The organism is Desulforhopalus sp. (assembly GCA_030247675.1).
Lineage (GTDB): Bacteria > Desulfobacterota > Desulfobulbia > Desulfobulbales > Desulfocapsaceae > Desulforhopalus_A.
The window spans coordinates 78,472-101,471 of the sequence record JAOTRX010000008.1 but is presented as its reverse complement, the minus strand read 5'-3'; the positions used below and the strand labels follow the sequence as shown (position 1 = coordinate 101,471).

The 23,000-nt window shown below is 50.0% G+C and carries 21 protein-coding genes; 12 read left to right on the top strand and 9 right to left on the bottom strand.

Annotated features, from left to right (window positions below; all coding sequences use genetic code 11):
• Nucleotides 1–26 precede the first annotated feature (26 nt).
• From OEL83_16645 to OEL83_16625, 5 genes are all read left to right on the top strand, one after another.
• On the top strand, nt 27–1,016 hold the full coding sequence (locus OEL83_16645; protein ID MDK9708673.1) for a hypothetical protein: 990 nt from the start codon (nt 27–29) through the stop codon (nt 1,014–1,016).
• Nucleotides 1,009–2,208, top strand: coding sequence for an ATP-grasp domain-containing protein (locus OEL83_16640; protein ID MDK9708672.1), 1,200 nt, complete (start codon nt 1,009–1,011; stop codon nt 2,206–2,208). The genes OEL83_16645 and OEL83_16640 overlap by 8 nt, the downstream gene beginning before the upstream one ends.
• Before the next feature lie 281 nt (nt 2,209–2,489).
• Entirely contained in the window at nt 2,490–3,122 is a 633-nt protein-coding gene (locus tag OEL83_16635; GenBank protein MDK9708671.1) for a sugar transferase, read from the top strand.
• Nucleotides 3,123–3,242: 120 nt separating this feature from the next.
• Nucleotides 3,243–4,376: an aminotransferase class I/II-fold pyridoxal phosphate-dependent enzyme gene (locus OEL83_16630; GenBank protein ID MDK9708670.1), complete on the top strand. Its 1,134-nt coding sequence runs from the start codon at nt 3,243–3,245 to the stop codon at nt 4,374–4,376.
• The gene (locus tag OEL83_16625; GenBank protein ID MDK9708669.1) at nt 4,363–5,082 is read left to right on the top strand and encodes a YdcF family protein; all 720 of its coding nucleotides are present in this window, start codon (nt 4,363–4,365) and stop codon (nt 5,080–5,082) included. The genes OEL83_16630 and OEL83_16625 overlap by 14 nt, the downstream gene beginning before the upstream one ends.
• 107 nt (nt 5,083–5,189) lie before the next feature.
• Here the strand turns inward: OEL83_16625 and OEL83_16620 are convergent, their stop codons facing one another.
• Together OEL83_16620 and OEL83_16615 are read right to left on the bottom strand one after the other, a co-directional pair.
• Complete coding sequence (locus tag OEL83_16620; GenBank protein ID MDK9708668.1) at nt 5,190–6,272, bottom strand: nucleotidyltransferase family protein; 1,083 nt, start codon at nt 6,270–6,272, stop codon at nt 5,190–5,192.
• A 23-nt stretch (nt 6,273–6,295) separates the two neighbouring features.
• A complete protein-coding gene (locus OEL83_16615; protein MDK9708667.1) occupies nt 6,296–6,460 on the bottom strand; it encodes a hypothetical protein in 165 nt (54 codons plus the stop codon).
• Between the two features lie 465 nt (nt 6,461–6,925).
• Between OEL83_16615 and OEL83_16610 the strand changes: the two genes are divergently transcribed.
• The 5 genes from OEL83_16610 (at nt 6,926) to OEL83_16590 (ending at nt 14,492) form a co-directional block, all read left to right on the top strand.
• The gene (locus OEL83_16610; GenBank protein ID MDK9708666.1) at nt 6,926–7,354 is read left to right on the top strand and encodes a hypothetical protein; all 429 of its coding nucleotides are present in this window, start codon (nt 6,926–6,928) and stop codon (nt 7,352–7,354) included.
• A 73-nt stretch (nt 7,355–7,427) separates the two neighbouring features.
• The gene (locus OEL83_16605) at nt 7,428–8,831 is read left to right on the top strand and encodes an outer membrane beta-barrel protein (protein ID MDK9708665.1); all 1,404 of its coding nucleotides are present in this window, start codon (nt 7,428–7,430) and stop codon (nt 8,829–8,831) included.
• Between the two features lie 80 nt (nt 8,832–8,911).
• Nucleotides 8,912–9,700 (top strand): SLBB domain-containing protein, encoded by a 789-nt coding sequence (locus OEL83_16600; protein ID MDK9708664.1) that lies wholly within the window; start codon nt 8,912–8,914, stop codon nt 9,698–9,700.
• A 169-nt stretch (nt 9,701–9,869) separates the two neighbouring features.
• A complete protein-coding gene (locus tag OEL83_16595; protein ID MDK9708663.1) occupies nt 9,870–12,104 on the top strand; it encodes a polysaccharide biosynthesis tyrosine autokinase in 2,235 nt (744 codons plus the stop codon).
• A gap of 36 nt (nt 12,105–12,140) precedes the next feature.
• The gene (locus OEL83_16590; protein MDK9708662.1) at nt 12,141–14,492 is read left to right on the top strand and encodes an O-antigen ligase family protein; all 2,352 of its coding nucleotides are present in this window, start codon (nt 12,141–12,143) and stop codon (nt 14,490–14,492) included.
• Between the two features lie 148 nt (nt 14,493–14,640).
• On the opposite strand, the gene OEL83_16585 is transcribed toward OEL83_16590, so the two are convergent.
• The 3 genes from OEL83_16585 to OEL83_16575 are packed head-to-tail and all read right to left on the bottom strand — an operon-like array spanning nt 14,641 to nt 16,524.
• On the bottom strand, nt 14,641–15,111 hold the full coding sequence (locus OEL83_16585) for a hypothetical protein (protein MDK9708661.1): 471 nt from the start codon (nt 15,109–15,111) through the stop codon (nt 14,641–14,643).
• A gap of 52 nt (nt 15,112–15,163) precedes the next feature.
• Nucleotides 15,164–15,772 (bottom strand): methyl-accepting chemotaxis protein, encoded by a 609-nt coding sequence (locus tag OEL83_16580; GenBank protein ID MDK9708660.1) that lies wholly within the window; start codon nt 15,770–15,772, stop codon nt 15,164–15,166.
• A 2-nt stretch (nt 15,773–15,774) separates the two neighbouring features.
• A complete protein-coding gene (locus tag OEL83_16575; protein MDK9708659.1) occupies nt 15,775–16,524 on the bottom strand; it encodes a peptidylprolyl isomerase in 750 nt (249 codons plus the stop codon).
• Nucleotides 16,525–17,355: 831 nt separating this feature from the next.
• On the opposite strand from OEL83_16575, the gene OEL83_16570 reads away from it, so the two are divergent.
• Nucleotides 17,356–17,994 carry a CBS domain-containing protein gene (locus OEL83_16570; GenBank protein MDK9708658.1) on the top strand — a complete coding sequence of 213 codons (639 nt, stop codon included), beginning with the start codon at nt 17,356–17,358 and terminating at the stop codon, nt 17,992–17,994.
• A gap of 102 nt (nt 17,995–18,096) precedes the next feature.
• Nucleotides 18,097–18,753, top strand: coding sequence for a YkgJ family cysteine cluster protein (locus OEL83_16565; protein MDK9708657.1), 657 nt, complete (start codon nt 18,097–18,099; stop codon nt 18,751–18,753).
• A gap of 50 nt (nt 18,754–18,803) precedes the next feature.
• Here OEL83_16565 and OEL83_16560 read toward each other — a convergent pair whose 3' ends face one another.
• The 4 genes from OEL83_16560 to OEL83_16545 all read right to left on the bottom strand — a co-directional run bounded on the left by OEL83_16560 (nt 18,804) and on the right by OEL83_16545 (nt 22,996).
• Complete coding sequence (locus tag OEL83_16560) at nt 18,804–19,580, bottom strand: 4Fe-4S ferredoxin (protein ID MDK9708656.1); 777 nt, start codon at nt 19,578–19,580, stop codon at nt 18,804–18,806.
• 271 nt (nt 19,581–19,851) lie between these two features.
• Complete coding sequence (gene hcp, locus OEL83_16555; GenBank protein MDK9708655.1) at nt 19,852–21,486, bottom strand: hydroxylamine reductase; 1,635 nt, start codon at nt 21,484–21,486, stop codon at nt 19,852–19,854.
• A gap of 179 nt (nt 21,487–21,665) precedes the next feature.
• The gene (locus OEL83_16550; GenBank protein MDK9708654.1) at nt 21,666–22,469 is read right to left on the bottom strand and encodes a class I SAM-dependent methyltransferase; all 804 of its coding nucleotides are present in this window, start codon (nt 22,467–22,469) and stop codon (nt 21,666–21,668) included.
• A gap of 44 nt (nt 22,470–22,513) precedes the next feature.
• A complete protein-coding gene (locus OEL83_16545; protein ID MDK9708653.1) occupies nt 22,514–22,996 on the bottom strand; it encodes a hypothetical protein in 483 nt (160 codons plus the stop codon).
• Between the last annotated feature and the right edge of the window lie 4 nt (nt 22,997–23,000).

The following is a 23,000-nucleotide window of genomic DNA, read 5'->3' as shown; positions in this document are numbered from 1 at the left end:
CTACTATGGTACGCCGGATACTGTACTTGGGCTATTACCTGAAGCAGCTGGACTGGGAGCGGCTGGAGAAATTCATGGCCCACGTCAAACTTCATAAAGGCTGGTCCCGTGCCGGGCAATGGCGCCGGATCTTAGGCGACAGTCTGCGGTTCAACGTGTCAATCCTTGAGTATTACCAGTTCCGGTTTTTCGAGCTTGCCGATACCGAGAAGGCGACGTGGGCGGGCACCGGCGCCATGTATGAGTTCCAGCGCCGGGCGAACCCCCCCGAACATCGGGAGCTCCTGGAAGACAAGCGCCGCTTCCACGCGGCCTACCGGTCGTATTTCCGTCACGAGTTTTGCTCATTGGAAACACTGGAGCGAGAGCCGGGGCTCGCCGAGCGGCTGCTTGGACTGCATCAGCAACTGGTCTTCAAGCCCGCGAAAGGCAACTGCGGCGTTGGGATCGCCTTCGTTGACAGCAGCACGCTCTCAGCTGACGGACTTGTGCCCTGGATGCGCAGCCGTGACTTCGACCTGGTCGAGTCGCGTGTGATGCAGCATTCGGCACTGCAGGGCCTGTCGCCCTCCGGTGTGAACACGGTGCGGATTTTCACCTGCCTCGACGAGCACGATCGCTGCCGCATCCTGGGCTGCCGGTTACGCATCTCGGTGAACTCGCCGGTGGATAACATGGCCGCTGGGAACATGGCGGCACCAGTGGAGGAAAAGACTGGGCGAATCTGTGGCCCTGGGGTCTATTCGGACATTACGCGGTCACCGGAGTCGGTTCATCCGGTGACTGGTGTCTCGATTGAGGGCTTTCAGATTCCATTCTGGCCGGAGACATTGGCAATGGTACGGGAGGCGAGTGAGCTTCACCCGCAGAACCGTTCAATCGGCTGGGACATCGTGATCACCCCAGAGGGCCCCGGGCTGATCGAGGGCAACCACGACTGGTGCAAATTGGTTTGGCAGTTGCCGGTTGGGCGGGGGCTGAAACGACTATTGGAGCAGTGCGCACAACATGGCTGAGACGGTTTACCCCCCAGCATTCGTCACCTACGGCTGGTGCCGGTCGGCCTACACCGTAGTTCGGTCGCTGGCAGCGCGTGGCGTGGAGGTGCATGTCGGCGGCAGTTCCCTGTTCGCTATGTCGCGCTTCTCGCGCTTTGCGAAATCCTTCACCCGATTGCCGGACTTTTTCGCTGAACCCGAGGCCTATGTCGAGGTATTGGGAGAGGCGATCAAGCGAACCGGGGCCAAAGTGTTGATGCCGTGTTTCGAGGACGTCGAACTGGTGATAAACCACCGGGACCGCTTGCCAGCGGATGTCCTGGTCGCTGTCCCCAAACATGAGGATTGGTCGATGGCCGAGGATAAGCTCGATTACCTGGGAAGAGTGGCAGCGGCAGGTTGTCCGGTGCCCAGGACATACCGGATCGAGTCGAAGGAGGCGCTGAGTGAACTCGCAGCGCAGATTAACTTCCCGGCGGTGGTAAAGGTACGGATGGGTAATGGGGCGCGCGGGGTCGAGATCGTTGAGTGCGCTGGGGACCTCCATGATCGCTTCTTTGCGCTGGTCGAGGAGTTCGAACTGCCGACGCATCGCTGGCCGGTGGTGCAGGAGCAACTCCGGGGCCGGAAGTTCAAACTCGATGGTGTGTTTTGTCATGGCGAATGCGTGGCTACCTCGGTGTTCGAGATCCTGCGCTGCAAGGGTGCAAACAAGTTTGGGACCTCCACCTTTCGGGTGACGGTGGACGAACCCGAATTAACGCGACACGCGATTCAGGCACTGAAGGCCCTTCACTGGCACGGCATGTTCAACACCGACTGGATCTGCGATGATAAAGGAACCGCGTACCTGATTGATATCAACGGCCGCCTGAGTGGTGCGGTGGCGGTACCCTACGAGGCGGGCATGGATCTGCCCTGGATATGGTATCAAGTATCCGCTGGTATCAAGGAAATTGAAACCCAGAACCCCCGGCCCGGGGTCCGCGTCCGCTGGATTCTTGGGGATGGCATTGGACTGGTCGAGCACCTTCTTGCTGGTGAGGTCCGTGCCGGGCTTCCTATCCTTATTCCGATCCCTGGCTGCCGTCATGACGATTTTGTGTGGCACGACCCTTTGCCATTCCTGGGGCAAGCGCTGGATTACCTTGCCAAGTTCCTCCGCGCCCGTGGTTCCGTTCGGCCGATGACGAAGGGGATGGTGCGGTAATCATGGGTGTTAGATGCATTAAGTTTTGAGGCGTTTGGCCATATTTTCCTATTTGTGGAACGTGGCGTTCGTGTTGTGACGACTTAACATAGTTCGTAAGGAAAATTGGGTGGTACCCGTTCCGGATGTTGACGCGGAAGGCTGTGGACTGGGATGTGGAGAATAAGTGGGGGCATTGTCCATAATTGCGATGTGTTTATTAAATGCCGTGGTGGTTTATGTTATTGCGTCTCATACAAAAAAATATCATGCAGTTTCGAAGATCTGGAATGACTTAATGAATGAGTAATTACACAGCTAGAGCCTTTGGTCTCTCTCCCGTTCAGAAATTTTTGAAACGAGGATTCGATTTAATTCTCTCTTCGTTTGGTCTCCTGGGTGTTTTCTGGATCATTGCGATCGCATGGGTATTTGCTACTCTTGATACTAAGGCTAATGGTTTTTTTACCCAACGGCGTGTCGGCCGGCATGGGCGTCCATTCACCGTGCTCAAGATTCGCACCATGCGGCCGCATAGCGAGTCGTTGTCAACAGTTACCACAGACGCCGATCCTCGTGTCACTCGTCTGGGAAGATTCTGGCGGAAGACCAAGATAGATGAGCTTCCGCAGCTGCTAAATGTACTGCTCGGCCAGATGAGTTTTGTTGGACCGCGCCCGGATGTCCCAGGGTTTGCGGATTGTTTGCAGGGCGAAGACCGGATTATCCTCGATCTAAGGCCGGGAATTACCGGACCGGCCACGCTGGCCTATAAGAACGAGGAGACCCTTTTGGCTACAGTCTCCGACCCAGAGCGTTATAACCGGGAAGTCATATATCCCGACAAGGTTCGGATTAACCGCGAGTATGTACAGAACTGGTCTTTCTGGCAGGACATTCGTTATATTCTTCAAACGCTGAGAATACATCGCTAAAGCTAAATAAATGGACCATTTTCCCCTGTTCAGCTATTAAAAAGGAGAGAATTTTGGTTTTCAGGTTGCAGATTGTGAATCTTGGAGATCTTTTTCCAAGTCGGACAATTGAGTTATGTTATGAATAGAATTTTCCTTTCCCCTCCCCATATGTCCGGTTTAGAGCAGCAGTTCGTTGAAGAGGCTTTTGCTTCAAACTATATTGCCCCTCTTGGCCCTCAGGTTGATGCATTTGAGGAGGAGTTCGCCGCTGCAGTGGGCGGTAGGTATGCTGCGGCTGTGTCGACCGGGACAGCCGCGCTCCACCTGTTGCTTCGATATGCGGGGGTAGGCGCGGGCGACGAAGTAATTTGCTCCACATTTACCTTTGTTGCCAGTGCCAATGCGATTGTCTATTGCGGCGCCCGGCCGGTCTTCATCGATTCGGATATCACAAGCTGGAACATGGATCCCCGGTTGCTTGCTCGGGAACTTGAACAACGGGCAGTGCAGAATCGTCTTCCCAAGGCCGTTGTGGTCGTCCACCTGTATGGGCAGCCGGCGGATATTGATGCCATTAAAGAGTTGTGTGATTCCTATAAAATAGCACTGATAGAGGATGCGGCCGAGGCCCTGGGTGCCCGATACAAGGGCAAGGCTCCCGGAATATTTGGTATGGCCGGTTTTTATTCGTTTAACGGCAACAAAATCATCACCACGTCCGGTGGTGGCATGATCGTTTCCGAAAGCAAGGATTTGATTGACAAGGTTAAGTTCTGGGCAACCCAGGCCCGTGATGCAGCTCCGCACTACGAACATAGCGAGTTGGGCTATAATTATCGCATGAGTAACGTTTTGGCTGCCATCGGCCGGGGGCAGTTGAGGGTTTTGTCGGAGCGGGTTGAGAAAAAACGGGAAATTTTTCGAAGGTACCAGGAACGGTTGCAGGCCTTCCCGGGTGTTACATTCATGCCCGAGCCGGATTTTGCCTATTCAACCCGCTGGCTTACCTGTATGACTGTCGACCCTGCCCTTGCCGGTTTTGGCAGAGATACGATATTGAACGTGCTGGCAGAGAACAACATCGAGGCACGCCCCACATGGAAACCAATGCATTTGCAACCTCTATATAAAAATCACCAGATAGTTGGTGGTCAGGTGTCAGCGGATTTGTTTGCGAAAGGCATCTGTCTCCCTTCCGGCACGGCGATGACTGACAGCGATCTTGAACGTGTGATTGTTCTTATCGAAAGTTGCTGGGATGGAAGAAGCTGAGTTGAGCGGTCTTACTGCTCAAGCGAACCTTTTGCCCTCGCTTTATAATAAGCGGGGCACACAAGGCTCATTTTGCAGTTCAATCTACTTGAAGATATCATTCATTATTATCTTCTTCGTCGCAGCTGCGGGGTATTTGGTGTTTCGATGTTGCCATGGTGCAGTCGGGCAATCATCAATACCTGCAGTAGCTGATTTGGTTGTTTGTATGGCGTTCAGTGATGAAAGAGCAGATCGAACTGTTGCCTTGATCAACCAGGGTTATGCTCAAAAGGTAATAGCAACCACACAACAGACGCATGATGCATTGTTGAAACGGCAGGTGGGTAACGATCGGTTGATTTTACTGGCTCCCAGTGCACAGACAACGTATCAGGAAGCAAAACTGCTATGGTGTTATTTGCAGAACAGCCCTTCGAAAAGGATTTTAGTTGTCAGTGATGGCGTGCATTTGTCCCGTGTTCATTGGACGATTGATCACTTCTTTCGGGATAATTCCCATCAATTTTGGTTCGTCTCTTCGGATAGCCCACAGTCTTCCCGCTTGCAATGGATTGAAAACGCCAAAATGATAGCTCAATTATATGAATTGGCGGCTATTATTTATTACTGGTTTGGCCATGGGTTATTCGGTCTTGAGGATAATCCTGTTTGGATAGACGCCGCTAAAAAATCCTTCTTTTTCAAAGAGCTGTATCATAATTAGCAGCGTATACCGTAAAGGCATACGTTTCTTTTGAGCAGACAAACTGCTCAGCTCAACTTTAATTTATAATGTACTGGTTTTTTGTTGGGCAAAGGCAAGCAAAAAACCTATTGGCAAGAGGATGCGCGTATAAGTTGTTCCATTTGAGATTTGCTGTTTCGTCTATCTGCCAAATAAATGCGAATAAACCTCATAATATCTTGCAAGCGATCATGGGCAAGAAGTGTGAATACATACTTCGAGATGCCGGGGTAATGAATGAGCTTTGCCGAGAGGTTGAGTTTTACCCATGCTTCCAGGATAGACTTTTTCGGCTGTTGAGGTGTGATTGCCTTGTAAACTGAAGACGGTAAACACCATGGACTGAGATTGGCCAGTAAGGTTGCCGTAATCCAGGATGCTGTCTTCATTCCTGATTTTTCCAAAAGATGCTGGAGACGATACCAATCGATTTCCTCCTTGGCGATCCATCTTCCGAGGTCGGCAAGTTTCACAAGAGACGACCCTGGCCCCATCGAATATTCTGTGAACACTGGGTGGGTAAGAAGAACGAGGAGGGTCGTATCGTTGTCGAGAGCCCAGAAAAAGTCACATCTCTTTCGCGATTGCAAAAAAAGATTTGTCATGTCTATCCGTGGTCTGCCGGGACGCATGATATGCCAATGCAGATCAAGATGGACGTTGCCTTTCACCAGGGTGACTTCATTGCTGACATTCGCTATATTGGCTTGCAAGGTATAACCAATGGCACAAAGATTTTGGATTGCTTTAAATCTTTCACCGGGTGCTACAAGGATATCGATATCTGCCGATGGCCGGAATACTGGATTTCCGTATAGTATTTCTCTGGTATGTGCCCCTTTAAACGTTGCATAGGGGATCCCCGCTTGGAAGAAAAGATCGTCTAACTCGATGAGAGATTTTTTTTGTGCCAGGTACCTGGCAGTGGTGCTGAAGCACTGCTCTTTCAGTCGTTCTCGCCAGGCCGAGGTAAATGGCAGGCCGGGCAGGGATCGCAAGGCTTCCAGCCAGAAGAACTGCAGTCCCTGGTGCTGTATCAGTGACAGGAGTTGTTGTTGTCCATCTTCCGATAATTTTTGCAGAGCAGAGTGAAGCTCTTCAATCGGCGGCGAGTCGGCGGTCGGCAGCAGGGCAAGGCGTTGAAGCTTGTAACAGTCATGGGTGATCATTCGCTTTTCATAAAGTAATCGAGTTAAACGGTGATTTGATAAACAGCCATGGTGCCACTCCAGGAGGATTCTGAAAAAGCGAGATTTTTGAGTGACATTTCTGCCTGCCCCACCGGACAGCAAAGCCCTTGCTCCAGATGTACTGTTGGAAATATTGGGTAACTATTTGAAAATATTGCAGTTGCCATTCTTCTCTCTCCCTTGGCGTTTTAAGTAATTTATGTATAGAGAATTGCTTGAAAGGCACTGAGTTGTTAAAGCAGGCTACAGGAATTTTATCATCTCAGCTTCAGGTTTTTAGTAATTTTTTAAATCGAAGGGGTAGCTTCGTATTCTGCCGGGAAGCTATTCACTAGACAATTATTTCTCAAAAGATTGGAGTATTGCTGGGATTTTTTCGGCAGATTAACCGCAATCACGGAAGAGTTTTTCCGCGATTGCGGAGGGTTTGTGCGTCAATCGCAGTTAGAAATGATGTTTTCTGCTAATTGACCAGTATTTCGATGTTTTTGAATGAATTTCGGAATGGTATAGTCATTGCAAAACAATCGCGAATGCGGTAATGGTGTTTTTATGTGTTAGTCTCCATAAATTCTTATAATGCTGCTGTGAAGATAGAGATTTGCCACGGTTTTAAAGTCAAGGAGGTTTAGATGAAAAAGTTTTTATTTGCCTGTCTATTGGTTCTATTCAGTGTTTCGGTCGCCAGTGCTGAATGGATGGTTGATTTCCGCGATACCTATGCCGCTGATGGCATTGATAAAGCGGTTGAGAATGCCCTCAAGGACGGGAAAAATCCGGATATGATTGTTGAGCTTGGCTTGAAAATAGAAGGACTTAACCCGCAGAATCTGGTGAGGGCCTTGTATTGTGCAGGTGCCAGTGGCCAGGATATCAGGGCTGCTGCGGAAAAATACAGCATCTCCGAGCCGATTATTGCCGCCGGCTACAAAAAGAGCATTGACGAGTGCGGTGATCGGGTTGCTGACAGCCAGGCGTACACCCCGGTTGCAGCCGGTCCCAGTTTTGCGACTCCAACAGGTGGGAGAAATGGCCGCTTTGTTAGCCCGGCAACTTTCTGACGCAGAAGTGAGAGGGGATAATCCAAGATATTTTTAACGACTTTTGTGTGCTTATCAAGGGGGGGAGATGGGATTGAAAAAAGGTGTTTCTTTGTTTGCGGGGGTGGCAGCATGCTCGGGCTTGGTTTTTGCCGGGAGTGTGCAGGCGATTCAAATCGACAAGTTGGTCGTGATCGGTGCAAGCAATACCCAGCCACCAGCTGCAGCGGCGCAAGAGATGCCGTTGGGGCAAAGTTCCGGTGACAAGACTTCACTCCTGCCGGAAGATGCCAAGATGTCCGACGAGGGTGATTTGCTTGGCGGAAAGGGTGGGTACTTTCACCTCAACGCCACGGTACAGGGTGAGTATACGGATAACCTCTATAATCTCGACACTGATAAAACCACCAATTTCCTGACGACGATTTCTCCGGCAATATGGTTTACTTTGCCACGGAAGAAAGACATCCCGGTGACCTTGGCACCAAACAACACCTCTCCGGGAGGTTTGGCTCTTCAGTCAAAGGAATATGAGGGAACCGACCGGTTTCAAACCTATGCTCTTGGCGGCCTGGATTTTGAATTTTATTCCGCCGACTCCGATTTGAACACTGTTAATGGTATTGGCGAAGGGATGTTCCGCTATAACATGCCGGTTGGTTTATCATTAATGGTGGTAGACCGATATACGCGCGATGCTGATCGCTTTGATGTCGGTTCGGATATTGGTGTTTCCGAGAACAAGTTTGGCTCAAATATCCTTCTGGCGACCGCCGATTGGAATATCACCGAAAAGTTGCGGGCCAAGTTTGATTATTCGAATTTTTTCCTGGCCTATGACGAAGATATCGATGCCTTTAAGGATCGGTCCGACAATGCCTTCGATTTTTATGGGTATTTCAACTTCAGCGTGAAGACCGCCCTCTTCCTGGAAGGGAAGTTCGTCGATGTGCAGTACGATACCGCCACTATAAACGACAACCAGCAGACCTTCTTTTTCGGGGGTGTAAAGTGGGATACCACTGAAAAGGTTTCTCTGATGGCCAAGGCCGGTGTTCAGAACAAGGAATTTGATAATAGCGAGGATACCGCAACAAACAGGGGCGACTACAACGGCTTTGCCATGGATGTTCAAGCCGTCTACAAGGTGACCGAAAAGACCAAGGTCTCCCTCGATATGTATAGAACTAACGAGGAGACCGATAGCACCTTGGCCTCCGATAAGACGGTTCTTGGGGCCAGCCTTGGCTATAATCAGAAATTCACCGAAAAAATCAGTGGAAGTTTTCTGGCCAAGTTTGAAGATGCTGAATATTCACAGCTTGTTGCCCAAGACAGGGACGACACCAATTTCTCCCTGAAACCGGCTGCACAATACCTTTTCCGGGAGTGGTTGATGGGTGAGATCTCCTATCAGTTCGAACAGCGCGACTCGACCGACGATCTTTTCGATTTCCAAACCAACACGTTTTTTGCTAATATAAAATTTGCATTATAAGCGCCGACTGATCCCTCCGGGCATCCGCTCGGAGGGATTTCCCTATTTGCCAGGTTATGTTGCATCTGATGATGAGCTGTGTGAACAAGATATTCCCAAGCATATTTCTAATTCTTTTCCTTTTGGCTGTTGGTGTTCGGGGCTCCGCTAGCGAGTACCTGGTTGGTCCTGGGGATGTCATCAGTATTATCGTCTATGACAATGACGACCTGAAGACCAAGGTTCGTGTTGCCAGCAACGGCACCATTGTTGTGCCCCTATTGGGAGCGGTGAACGTTAATAAGCTCTCCATTTCCGCCATCACCGAAAAACTCACCAAGCTTTTTGCCAACGGCTATATCGTTAACCCCCAAATCAATGTCTTTGTAGATGAATTTCGTAGCCGGAAGGTCGTCATTCTAGGTAACGTGCGAAACCCTGGGATCATCGAATTGAGTGGACCGACTACTTTTCTTGAGCTGGTCTCAAAGGCCGGCGGCTTTGACAAAGATGCCGGAGATACCGCCACTATAAAGAGAAAAATTGGCGACAAGGATACAGTGATTCCCATCAACCTCACCTCTCTGGTCAAAGGTGGCGATTTAGCACAAAATATCCAGATCAACGATGAGGATACCGTCTATATCTCAGGTGCCGGGATGTGCTACGTCACCGGCGAAGTTGGAACCCCTGGCACCTATCCCTGTGGTGAAGGTACCACGGTTCTCAAGCTGGTTGCCCTGGCCAAAGGTTTTACCGGCAAGGCATCGAAATCCAGCGTTTCCATTATCCGGATGGATGGCGACCAGAAGAACGTTCTGAAAGATGTCAGTCTTGATACCCCAGTAACTGAAAACGATGTTATTGTCGTTCCGGAAAGTTTCTTTTAATTCCAATCGGCTTCAAGTCGGCTCGAAAGTAGGGTGCACTCCGTGCACCATCTCTGGTTTTGTTGGTGCACAGAGTGCATCCTGCGAAAAACAAATGCCATCTTGAATGCAAAAGCGAATAAGAAAGATTTTCCCTCCCCCTAATTTCTCATGTCCAGTGAATCCCAGAATGCAGAATTATCACGCACAGGAACGGTATTACGAGGAAGATGTCGAGCAAGAAGTGAACATCCGGGAGTATCTGCTCATTCTCAGGAAAAGAAAGTTTATCGTTCTTACTCTTCTGGTGATTGTTTTTCTTATCACGGTAATCACAACCTTCTCGACAGTTCCTGTCTACACCTCGGGAACCGAGGTCTTAATCGAAAGGAACCGTGCCACCTCCGGCCTGGAGAACCAGTATTTTATATATGATCCGGATTTTCTTGAAACCCAGTCTGCAATCATCAAGGGGGCCAAGGTTTCAAGAAGGGTGGTCGATACCCTGAAATTGACAAGCACCTACCGGAGCTTTTTCTTTGAGGAAAAGAAGGAAACCTCATCATTTTTCAGCGATATCAAAGCCGGTCTGATAGAGTTTGCCGATAAAATTATCGATCCGATAAAAGTAGGAGAAAATGATTCAAAAAAGCAAAATGAAGGTGGATCAGACCACTTAACTACACCCCTGTCCGATGAAGATATTGTTGCTTCACTAGTCCAGAAACGGTTGACCGTTGAACCTGTTAAAAACACCAAGATTGTCAGGATTTCTTATAGCGATAAGTCTCCGGCTATTGCAAAAATCATCGCCGATGCAGTGGCCAAGGCCTATATGGATGAGATTCTTGATATGAAACTCACCACCAGCCGCTATGCCCTGCAATGGATGACCGCCAAGGCCCAGGACGAGCGGAAAAAACTCGAGGCCTCGGAAATGGCCATGCAAACCTATATGCGGGCCAATGATTTGGTGACGGTTGAGAATAAGTTGACGATTATTCCCCAGCGTTTGTCGGAATTCAGTTCGCAACTATCCAAGGCACAGACGGACCGGAAGGTGTTGGAAGATGTCATGCGACAGATCAGCGCCGCCGGCAAAGATGTATTTCAGTTGGAAAACATACCGATTTTCGCCGGCAATGAGGTGTTGAAGAGGCTTCGTGAGACCATCTTCAAGGCCCGGCAAAACATCAACGAACTCTCGAAGAAATTCGGGGAAAAGCACCCGTCGATGATCAAGGCCAACGACGAAATCAGTGAATTGATAAGCCAACAGCACGCTGAGATTAATCGGGTCATCGCCAGTACCAGAAATTCCTACGAGCTTGCAAAGTCACAGGAAAAAAATCTGGAAGAACTGCTGACTACGACAAAAAGTGAGTTGCTGAATCTGAATGAGAAATTCATTCAATACTCGATAATGAAAAGGGATGTAGATGCCAACAGGCTCGTTTACGAATCCCTGACCTCCAGTATCAAAAAGGAGGGGGTGACCGAACAATCATCGAGCGTTAATGTCTGGGTGATTAAAAACGCCGCCTTACCTGTCGCACCCTCAAAACCGAATATAAAACGCAACTTGATGATAGGCCTTCTGCTGGGTTTGATGGCTGGGATTGGTTGCGCATTTTTGATTGAATACCTTGATAATACAGTGAAATCAGAGAAAGATCTGGAAAACCGTTATGGGTTGACGGTTCTCGGCTCGGTTGAAAAACTCAAGGAGAAAGGCAAGAATATTGAATCCTACGTCGTCCAGAAACCGCTGTCGCCGCTTGCTGAGAGTTACCGGCTGATCCGCTCGGGGCTGTTGCTTTCCTCAGCGGAGCGCCCACCGCAAACTATTCTTGTCACAAGCATGGGTCCCGGAGAAGGAAAAACTTCAACGACCATCAATATTGCCCGGGTTTTCAGCCAAGGTGGCAAAAAGGTCCTGATAATTGATTGCGATATGCGGAGACCGCGTGTTCATACCGTTTTCTCTATGCAAAACGACAAGGGACTGAGCAACTATCTTACCGGCAATTTAAGCGAGAATATTATTCATAAGGTTGCCGGGGAAGAGATCTTTGTTATTACTTCCGGATCCATTCCTCCCAACCCCTCCGATCTGGTGGGTTCGAAGAAATTGAAGGTTTTGATTGAGAAGATGGCCGAGAACTTTGATTTTGTCCTGATCGATTCACCTCCTGTGCAGAGCGTTACCGACAGCCTTGCTCTGACCCAGCTCGTTGATGGCACGGTGGTGGTGGTAAAGGCGGGAGGCACGACCTATGAGATGGTGGAGAGTGGGTTAAAAAAATTAAAAGACGTCCAATGCCACTTTCTTGGCTTTGTACTAAACGGACTGAGCAAAAGCCATGCTCCCGGCGCCTATTACTCGGGATATACAGCGTATTATGCCAAGGACAATGTTGGCTAAGGCCACTGTCTTATAATTTTTTATCTTGGGCCGTTTGTGAAAAATATTTCCTATGCCCTCTTTGTTGTTCCTTTGCTATTCGCCCCTTTGGCCTTTGGGACGGTTGAACACTGGTCTCTGCTGACATTACAGCTCTTAATCGCCGCTGCGGTCCTCGCCTTTTGTCTCAAGCGGGCGCATACTCCTGAAAGACTCCTATTCGTTCCCGGGTTGCTTCCTCTGGTTCTCCTGGTCGGCTGGATGGTTCTTCAGGTTGTGCCCTTACCTGTCGCTGTTGTTAAAGTCTTGTCCCCGGGGACCTATCAAGTCTATAAACCCGTTTACGATATGCTGGCGGGAGACAGCTGGATGTCTCTGTCCGTTTATCCGAAAGGTACGGTGCTTGAGGCCATCCGCATTGCCACCTATATTCTTTTCTATATCCTGACTGTGCAGATTCTCAGCGGCGGTGATCGGCTGAAGCGAACAATAATGATTTGCGTCTGGCTGGCTATTGGTATCGGGGTTCTCGCAATCTTGCAGAAGTTCTCCTCTCCTGGAAAGATTTTCTGGCTGCGTACTATACCGGTAAATACCCAACCGGTTGGACCGTGGATAAATCGTTCCCAATATTGCGGCTATGTTGAGTTGGTGTCACCCCTCATTCTTGCTCTCGCCCTGTACTACCGGCCACTTGTTGCCTCGGGCGAATCGTTGCGCAGGCGGATTGTCGCCTTTTTTTCCAAGGATGAAGGCGTTAATCTGTACATCCTTCTTGGGTTTGGCTTTCTGATCCTGGTGTCTTCTGCCTTTATCAGCCTTTGCCGGGGAGGGATTATCTCGTTGTCTCTGTCGTTTCTAGTCTTTTTTCTTTTACTGGCCTGGAAAGAGGCGAGATACTCCAGCCTGTTTTATGTTTGCCTTTTCTCATTGTTGATTCTCTCCGTTTCCTGGTTTGGCTGGGACCCGATAGTCGAACGGTTTAATAGTGTAGTGACTAGTTCCGGTCAGTTTGATATCAACCGTTTACCTATTTGGATTGACGCTTGGCCACTTTTTAAGGATTTTTGGCTGACGGGGAGTGGCTTTGGTACCTTTATCGCTATCTTTCCCCGGTACAGAACCATTCCCGGAGACGATATTTTCGACCACGCTCATAATGATTATCTTGAGCTATTGACCGATGGCGGGATCATCGGCTTTGTCCTTGCCGCCTGGTTTGTTCTGACGGTTCTCCAGCAAGGCTGGAAGATGCTGCGCCGCCGCCGCGACCGGTATTCGATCCTTCTCAGCATCGGGGCATTCACCGGTATTGGCTCCATGCTCATCCACAGCATCAGCGATTTCAATATGCATAATGGTGCGGTGGGCTTGTATTTTTTCTTTTTATGCGGTGTCCTCGTTTCCGCCGGAAATACCCGGTTCCATTATCAGATACATTCGACCCTCCTTCCCAGAAGCACCTGGCTATCACATAACATCCTGCTGTTTTTCGGGGGCATCTTTTTCTGTGTTGTCGTTTTCGGTCAAGGTGGGGTGACGCTTGCGAGATACCAATACAATAGCATTAAGAGCATCTACCTGAGCAGACAGCTGTCCGAACAACGTCTGCACCAGGTTTCATCTGTCCTGCGAAGTGCGGCCCGCCTTGATCCGTTTGAGGGGATTTATGCGTTTTTACAGGGAGATGTGCAGAGATATCTCAATAATCCGGAAAAGGCTCTAGACTCGTATATCCTGGCGAGTTTGCATGATCCGATGGATGGGGCCTTTCTGCAGCGGATTGGCTTAATGCTGCCGCAGGACCGCCAGAAAGATGCCGAATATTTGCTGGAAGAGGGGGCGAAGCGGACGGTGAAAAGAGACCAGCTCATGCTCACCCGCGTCGAATGGTTGTTGACCACCAAGCAAAGGGCCAAAGCCATAGAGGTGCTCCGCCAGGCAATTGCCGCAAAGCCTGGGCTCGTGACGGTGGCTATTCCCTTATTACAGTCTTTTTCCTTTACCAGGGAGGAGTTGGCCGCTGTTCTGCCGAAAAATACCGAGAGTTGGATTCGATGCGGCACATTCTTGGAAAAGACAGGCAATCTTGAGGAGGCCGTCTATTTTTGGCAAACCGCCCTCGAGTTTATAGACAGCGAGAAAAAGATTCAGCCTCACTGGTTTATACCACTCTATAATTATTATAGAAAACAAAAGGACAACGAAAAATCAGTGGAGATTCTTCGTCTTGGGATCGAAAAGATTCCCGGTTATCCCAGGTTTCATGAATGGCTGGGGGATTATTACGCGGCTGAGGGAATTACCTACAGAGCACAAGAGGAATATCAACAGACCTTGTTGCTAGAGCCATTAAACGAGTCAATTCGTTTAAAGATCGACAGACTCAGCAAACCACAGCAGAAATAATCGGCGTTAAAGTAGGGTGCACTCCGTGCACCAATAAAACAGGGATGGTGCACGGAGTGCACCCTACGAATAAAAATTGGGCTTGCGGGACAACTTTCCCACATGGGAAAAACCAGGTGAGCAGGATAGCGCTTAGCCACGACAATCATCAATCGTTAATACGCTTCTCCACGAATTGGGCCATCAACTCATGCACGTTGTACGGTGCTCGAACGTCGAAATAGTGATCGACTATGGCGTGACCAATTTCATGGGCCAGCACCTCAATTTTTGAATCGTCCACCGAGATATAGATGGTGTCTTCGGAGAGTGAGTAGAAGGCTATATGACTGGCATTTTTGCCGTATTTTTCCCTGAACACCGTCGATACATCACCTGATGTGGCGAGCAGGACAACCCTGATGTGCAGCTTATCGGGAAACATTTCCAGGATAGTCTCAGCCTTTTCGACAACCGCGTCGAGTTTTGCCAGGACCTCGTCTTCGATGGTTACAATTTGGTTTTTTCTTATATACGACCCAAGTTTTCTCCCCAGCTCTATTTCCTCATTAAAGTCCCTGAGAAGTTCCTGGCTGCTGTAGCGCAACGAGACGTACCTGCTCTTTACCTCCTTTGCCATGAGCGAATACGGAGAAAAAAGAAAAAAACACAGTGCAATGCAGAGGAGTATTTTAGACATCCTTCAGGGTGTACGATGAGCAAACTGCCTTTATTCTCTTATTCTTTTCCTCGATATTCCAAAAAATAATCTGCAGTTCTTCTTGCTGTTCCTGGGTGAGGCTCTGGGCCTTTAATCGGGCCTGTTCGAGCAGCTCAACAATCGCATCGGAATTCGTCTGGAGATTTTTTACCGAAAGTGAAAGATTGGCATTGAACTCATTTATCTTCTTCGCAAGATCCTTGCCTTCGTCGTTGGTGCGAAGAAAGATGGTGTCATCCAATTTCCCCTTGAGCATGCTATCCAAGGTCTTCTCCAACCGAAAAAGCGGGCCGGCAATCCGGTGGGTAAGAAACATGGCGGCAACCACTAGCAGGGCGCTGCCTACGACAATAAAAACCCAGTGGGCGGCAAGGGTCTTCTTTAGCAGCATGATCGGTGTGTTACCCAACTGCAGGTCGTGATTGTCGTAGAGAATTGTCAGGCTGTCAGCTGAAAAGAGGCCAAGGAGGAAGAGGAAAAAGAGGCAGCCGGCGGTGACGAAAAGAAAGTAGCCAAGGATAAGCTTGCCCTGAAAGTCCTTCTTAATAAAAAAATTTCTTCTTTTATATGGTTGCGCCATGGTTATTCTTGCCCATTGTGGATGGTGATTGTTGCCTTTTGTTTCAATTCTAGGAGCCAACGGTTCATCTGCTGCTCTTTTTGATACTCCTCAAGCATCTCTCGAATCCGCTGTCTATCTACCGTGTTGGCGGAAGCATCAGGAGAAGCCGGGGCGGGCTGTACATTGTCCAACCTCAAGGCGTATTTTTCCGTTCCCGTGTCAAACCTGGTTGTATATTGTCCGGGTTGCAGGGATGAAAGCAGAAGCCGTACCGGTGTCGCCAGATCGGTGAAGAGGGCGGTGTTGGTGATACCTTTTGCCGACTGTGCCTCTGATGCCGTGTCGGGGATTTTATCCAGCCGGGTAAAGGTAATAATTTTCCCAAGAAAGGCGGCATAATTATCGATATCCGCGTCGCTGACGCTCACCTGCAGCTTGCTGTTCTGGCGATCGAGAAGGATCTTCACGAGAGAGTTTTCATAATAATTTTTCAGGGAACTGCGGAAAGACTCTTCTTTATGTATGGCTTGCCTTTCAGCTTCTTGAATGAGCAGCTCCCGGGTGATCAAGGTGTCGAAGAGCTCAGTCTTTTGATCGGCGTGATATCCGTGTTTTCTTCCCTCCGAGCTTGCAACCGCCTTGGTGATGTCCCGGCCATTGATGGACAGGGCTATCTCGTCCCGGGGGAGTTTCTTCTCGGGAAACAGAGAAATGGCCATGGGGATGGTAGCCAATCCGATGATTGCCAGGATGATATACAGGTACTTCATAGGTGCAATGCCGATTATTAAGATTTTCTAGAGGGATTTTTCAGCAAAACAGGCTGAAAAACATGGTATGCCGCTTAAAGTGCATACATTTCGTTTAAGCAGTCGAGGTGCTCTACTCAGCTGCAAATCCAATACAATTGTAGCGGCAAAAAAATGCCAATTGCAAGGGAAAATCAGGTAATTCCTTATTCGCCCCTGTCTTCTCGAACGACCAAGTCTGTCGGCATTATTTGCCGGCAGAGAAAGACACTATCTATCCTCGGTGCTTCTTTGCATCACAAAATCGAATACGGCTTTCTTGTTTAAAAAAACACCGCTGAGAATATGTTCGCCAACTCGTAGAGCAGGTACCATTCGAATACCTTCCCGCCAAGCCCGATGAGGAGAGGTGAGGATTTCAACCTCCTCAATCTGAAGATATGGATATGTGGCACATAGTTCCTTGAGATGTCTCATGGCCACAGCACAGCGCGGGCAAAGCACGGATTTATAAAAGATAATATTCATAGCGATCATTTCTGAATTGGCAGAAGGGGAGAAAGAGGTCTTCAAAGGTCGAGACCAGAGACCAGCGGTCGGCACGATAAAAAAAACGGTACTGGATGAAGATGCTTTCCACAACTAAAGAATGTGTTTGTATTGCCGGGCAATATGCCGCAAAGCGAAGTTGTTCCCGCAATCCTGTATCTGGTCTGTAAATGGGCTTGCCTTTTTGTTGCTGCCTTATGCTATACTGACTGAGTAGTGGCCGTCGTTTTCGCTCAAGGGGGAGTGGGCGGAATCGAAATTAAACAACCTTCAATGGCCGGTGATATCGGCAATGGAGGCAATATGTATATTTCCGAATACATGACTCCCGACCCAATTACTGTGTCTCCCGACATGTTGCTCCCGGCGGCAAGGCAGCTCCTGAAAACCTATCAAATTCGCCATTTGCCGGTGGTAGACCGTAAGAAAAAGTTGATTGGCATAGTCACTGACCGGGATCTGCGGTCGGCCTACCCCTCCTCAGTCAGTTCAAATCAAGACAAGATCCTGGCTTTCGAACAGGTTGGCAAGACTACGGTAGCCGACATCATGACGACAAGCTGTGCTGCCCTCAGTCCGGAGGCATCCCTCGACGATGCCCTTCTTCTTTTTGACCAGGAGAAAATCGGCGGGATTCCTATCCTTGGAGAAGAAGGTGTGGTCTTGGGTTTCTTTTCGATCCTTGATCTGGCCGCTGCCTATCGGAAACTCTTCGGTATGGATGAAAAGGGATCGGTACTGATCGGTGTGGAAGATGATGGTCGAGAGACTATCTTGAGTGATATCGTTATCTTGCTAGAGAAGAATGGCATTGTACTTACCCGCCTAATCCGGCTCATGGAGAGTGAAGATACTGGAAAGATCTATATGCGGATAAATAGTCAGAGACCGGCGGAGGTTTATAAGCTATTAAAGACCCAAGGTTTCTCTTTGCTGGAATAAAAGGTGGTGGTTGTTGAGTTAAAGCTGAGTTGAGCAGCTTGTCTGCTCTTACGAAACTTATGCCCTTGCGGTATTATCGAAGGTTATGGCGTGGAATAAGTGATGACAACAAAGGACAGAGGTTGTGAAAGGTGCGGAAAATGCTGTGAGCAGGGGGGGCCGGCCCTGCATAAAGAAGATCTCCCTTTAATCAGGAGTGGCAAACTCCCCATCAGCGCCCTGATAACTATCCGCAAGGGGGAGTTGGCCCATAATCCGGTAACCGGAGCTGTTCAGCCGGTGTCCGTCGAGTTGGTGAAAATAACCGGCTCAGGCAGGCAATGGGATTGTTGTTATTATGACACGGACAAGGGCTGTACTATCTACGAGCACCGGCCTCAGGCCTGTCGGACTTTGAAATGCTGGGACACCGAAGAAATACTTGCCCTGGTTGAAAAGGACACCTTGAGCCGTTTCGACATCCTGGAGGAGGATCATTTCCTCTTGCCGGCCCTGCGGGAGCATGAGCGGATTTGTCCCTGCGATGATCTTGAGCTGCTGTACCGCGACGGCGGTAATGTATCCGGCATGGTAAAAACAGCCTTGGAGAAAAAAGCGCGGGAAGAGATGCGTTTTCGAATGCGACTTGTCAACGATTACCAGCTGAAGGTCGCGGACGAACTTTTCTATTTTGGCAGACCTTTCTTTCAATTATTGCAGGCCCTTGGCGTGAGAGTTTCGGAGTCTCCGCAGGGGATTCGTTTGCACTGGGATGCATAGAGATCCCCTGTTCCGAGGGACAAGATCAGGAACAGGGGAATGCTACTTTCTCACCAGATTTTCCGGGTGATTTCCTCGCCCCGGGTGGAGATGGTGATCTGCTCGACCGGCACGGTTTTCCCTGCCGCCTCCATGGCCTTTTTGATGATGACGTTCATGGCTGAGCAACACGGAACCTCCATAATCAACACCGTCAGGCTTTTCAGATTACAGGTCTTGATAATCTCCGCGAACCGCTGGACATAGCTTTCAGCATCGTCAAATTTGGGGCAGCCCATCATCACCGTCTTGCCGGCCAGATATTTTTCCTGGAATCCGCGAACAGCAACCGCCGTACAGTCGGCTGCCACGAGAACATCGGCATTTTGTAGGAATGGCGCGTGCGGCGGAATGAGACGGATCTGGATCGGCCAGTGGCTCAACTCCGAGCCTCCCGTTGCAGCCGCCGCTATCTTGCTCGGGATATTCGCCGATTGGCAAGGTGTGGGTGCCGCCTGGGCCAGAGGCCTGAATGACTGGATATGGCTTGATGCACAGCCGCAATCCATGGTCTTCGGCGGGGCCTGTGCCGCCTTTTTCTTCTCTGCGGCAAGATATTCCTCTACGGCATGTTCATCAAATTCATCGGCCTTTCGTTCGACAATGGTCAGTGCCCCGGTTGGGCACGAACCCAGGCAGGCGCCGAGGCCGTCGCAGAGTTTGTCGGCGACCAGGCGTGCCTTGCCGTCGATGATTTTCAGAGAACCTTCGGCACAATCTGGTACGCATTGACCGCAACCATTACATAATTCTTCATCGATTTTGATAATTTTTCGTACACTTTGCATATAACTTCCTCCCGGTTAAGGTGATTGGATACAAGGTTGATGCGATTCAGCTCGATGATTCGAGCCGGCCCGCCTGCAGCGCTATTCGTGCTGTTGATGATTGTAGAGTACCACAAGCGGGGGGAAGTTCTTTGATCTTGGTCAAGTTGCGATCTTTTTTTTGCTGATTTGAAAATAATTCGAATTATGGCAAAAGGTTCTGACGAGGGCAAAAAAAAAGGGCGGGGTATGAAAATACCCCGCCCCGAATGCCTGCTAGTCCACCGAATAATTATCCGAGGATAGCTTTCAGGTCTTCCTCGGGGGTTGCGGCAATTGGTTTGCACGCAAAGTTCTCAACCAGGACATTGAGGACATTGGGGGTGATGAAGGCCGGCAAGGAGGGTCCGAGGCGGATGTCTTTGATCCCGAGGCTGAACAGGGTCAGCAAGATTACCACCGCCTTCTGCTCGTACCAGGAAAGGACCATGGACAACGGCAGGTCATTGACGCCGCAGTTAAATGCACCGGCAAGGGCCACGGCAATCTGGATCGCCGAGTAGGCATCGTTGCACTGGCCGACATCAAGGAGGCGAGGAATGCCGCCGATATCGCCGAGCTTCTTGTCGAAGAAGCGGAATTTGCCGCAGGCCAGGGTGAGGATCATGCAGTCCGCCGGGACCTTCTCGACAAACTCGGTGTAGTAGTTGCGGCCCGGTTTGGCGCCGTCACAGCCGCCGACCAGGAAGAAGTGGCGGATGGCCTTGCTTTTCACCGCTTCGATAACCTTGTCGGCAACCCCGAGGACGGTGTTGCGGGCAAAACCGGTCAGTACCGAACCCTTGTCGACATCGGCGGCAAAGCCGGGCAGTTCCAGGGCACGTTTGATTACCGGGGTGAAATCCTTATCGGCACCGATATGTACCAGGTCGGGCCAGCCAACCAAACCGGTGGTGAAGACATTGGCTTTATAGCTGTCGGCAGGTCTTTGGATGCAGTTGGTGGTAAAGAGAATTGCCCCCGGGAAGGTCGGGAATTCCTTTGCCTGATTTTGCCAGGCGGTACCGAAATGACCAAAGAAGTGGCTGTATTTTTTCAACTCAGGATAGGCGTGGGTGGGCAGCATCTCGCCGTGGGTGTAGATGTTGATTCCCTTGCCTTCGGTTTGCTTAAGGAGCAGTTCGAGATCCCGCAGGTCGTGTCCGGATACCAAGATGGCCTTGCCGGCTTTTACTCCAAGCGGTACGGCGGTGGGGGTGGGATGACCGTAGTTGCCGGTGTTGCCGGCATCGAGCAGTTCCATGGCCTTGAGATTGACCTCACCGCATTTCAATACAATGCCGACCAGCTGGCCCAGATCCTGACCAGTTTTGGTCAATTCTGCCATGGTTGTGTGGATATAGGCATAAATGGCATCATCTTCTTTGCCGAGGATTGCCGCATGATCGGCATAGGCTGCCAGACCGCGGATACCGTATACGGCTATTTGCTTCAACGAACGGAGGTCGGGGTTGGCGTCGAGACTGTTCATAAAGTCAAGAGCCTGACCCTGGGCTACCAGGCCGTCGACGGTTGGCGCGGGGGTGAAGGCGGCGGCTGGAGCTGTAAACTGGACATTGCCCCCGGCTGCCTGCACCTTGCTTTTCAATGCCTCACGCAGCTCAACGGTCTTGGTGAGCCAGGCTTGGAAACGAAGAGGGTCAAAGTCAACATTGGTAAGACAGGCAAAGACTGCCTCGGCGGTAAAACGATTGACCGCAGCATCGATCACGCCCTTTTTCCGGCCTTCCTCGGCAACCAGAGACAGGCCCTGGACAGCAAAGGTGAGTAAATCCTGCAGTGCGGCGGTTTCGTCAGTTTTTCCACACACGCCGATTTTGGTACAGGCAATTCCCTGAGCAGTTTGTTCGCATTGATTACAAAACATTGTTTTCTCCTGTGGCAAGGGTTGGTATTCGTTGAGTGAATACGTTGGTAATAGGCTTTAACTTGGGTGGAGCGGCGATTGGGACAAGCAAATTGCGCTCATCTCTCAATCATTATGATGGGAGATTACCTGCTAATTGTCTCAGTATCTTTGATGTAGGTCAAGAAGGAAATTTATTTTCAAATGTATTGGCGTTTGAGAACAAGAAGGCAACAGGATGACCCCGTCGGATCATATGAGCCGCAGGAGTAATTTCCATAAATGTGCTCCGCAGTGAAACCGGCCGCGGCAAAAAAGGCCATCCACTCACCAAGGGAAAAGCCGGCAATGGAAGAAAACACCTGGTAGTCCTCATTGGCAATTCCCTGCTGCATAGGGCGAACCCGAAAGCGGTCCTCCAGCTGTACCGTTTGTGATTCCGGCTGGTAACGTGTGAGAATCTCTTTTATGAGGCGGCCACCACCCGGACGGTTGAACATCTGAAACTGGAAGGTTGTTCGGTGGTTTTCCCGAAAATCCGTGGTGGGAATGTAAAGTTGAATGACAAGCCTGCCTTTTCTCTGCAGGTTGGCCCGGCAGCCGAGCAGACAGCGCCGAATGTTGGCTGGATTTGTGAACAGGTTCAGGGTGTTGTAGGGGATGAGGATGGTATCGAAGAATTTCCGGAAGGCCGGCGCCAGCATGTCCATACACAGAAATGAGCAATGGGGGTGCCGGTGTTGCACAGCAAGCCGCAGCATGGGCAGGGAAATATCAATCCCGGTAACCGGCCGGTTTTTGTGTGCCAGATGGCGGGCGACTCGGCCGGTGCCGCAGCCCATTTCGAGAATTACACCGCTTTTAGGGATAACCTGCTCGAAGAAGTCGCAGTCCTCCGAGAAATTCTCCATCTCAAGGGCATAAAAGTCGCAGGCCAGTTCCTCCGGTAAGGGAAGGAAGACATCTGCTGGTTCGTCTTGATAATTCTGGTAAATCGTTACCATATTCGCATCGCTGTTGCCGTCACAAGATACATTCGCCAATAGCATTAAAGGCGTAGCAGGCCGGCTTCTTCCGGGGAGGCTGAATAGCAGTCGATATGAATTAGCCAGTAATGGCCGGGATTTTCCTGGATGGCCGTTCGGGTCTTGGCCGGCAGCCAGTGGCTGTCGTCGAGCATATTATAGAAGTAGGAGTCGATGCCGATGAAGCCGTCAAGGAGATGGGCGAGAATGTGCAGGGTCTTGCTAACATAGCCTTGGGGAATGTCCCGAAGATTGGCAGATGTTTCGATGCCAGCCTTTTGAAGATCGGCAATCAAACTATCAACCATCCTGCGGTTGCGTTCTTCCGCTGCGGCAATTTCGCTGAAAAATGCATTGTCGAGGCCTGGAAAGGAGTGCTCTTTCCGGGCCTCGATGCAGTCGTAGATGACCAGAGAGGTGAGGTCAAAAAACTTATGAAGGTGGTCGCAGCAGTGTTCATAGGAATCTCCGGATACGAGAATCTTGTGCTGAGACATCCTCTTCATGTGT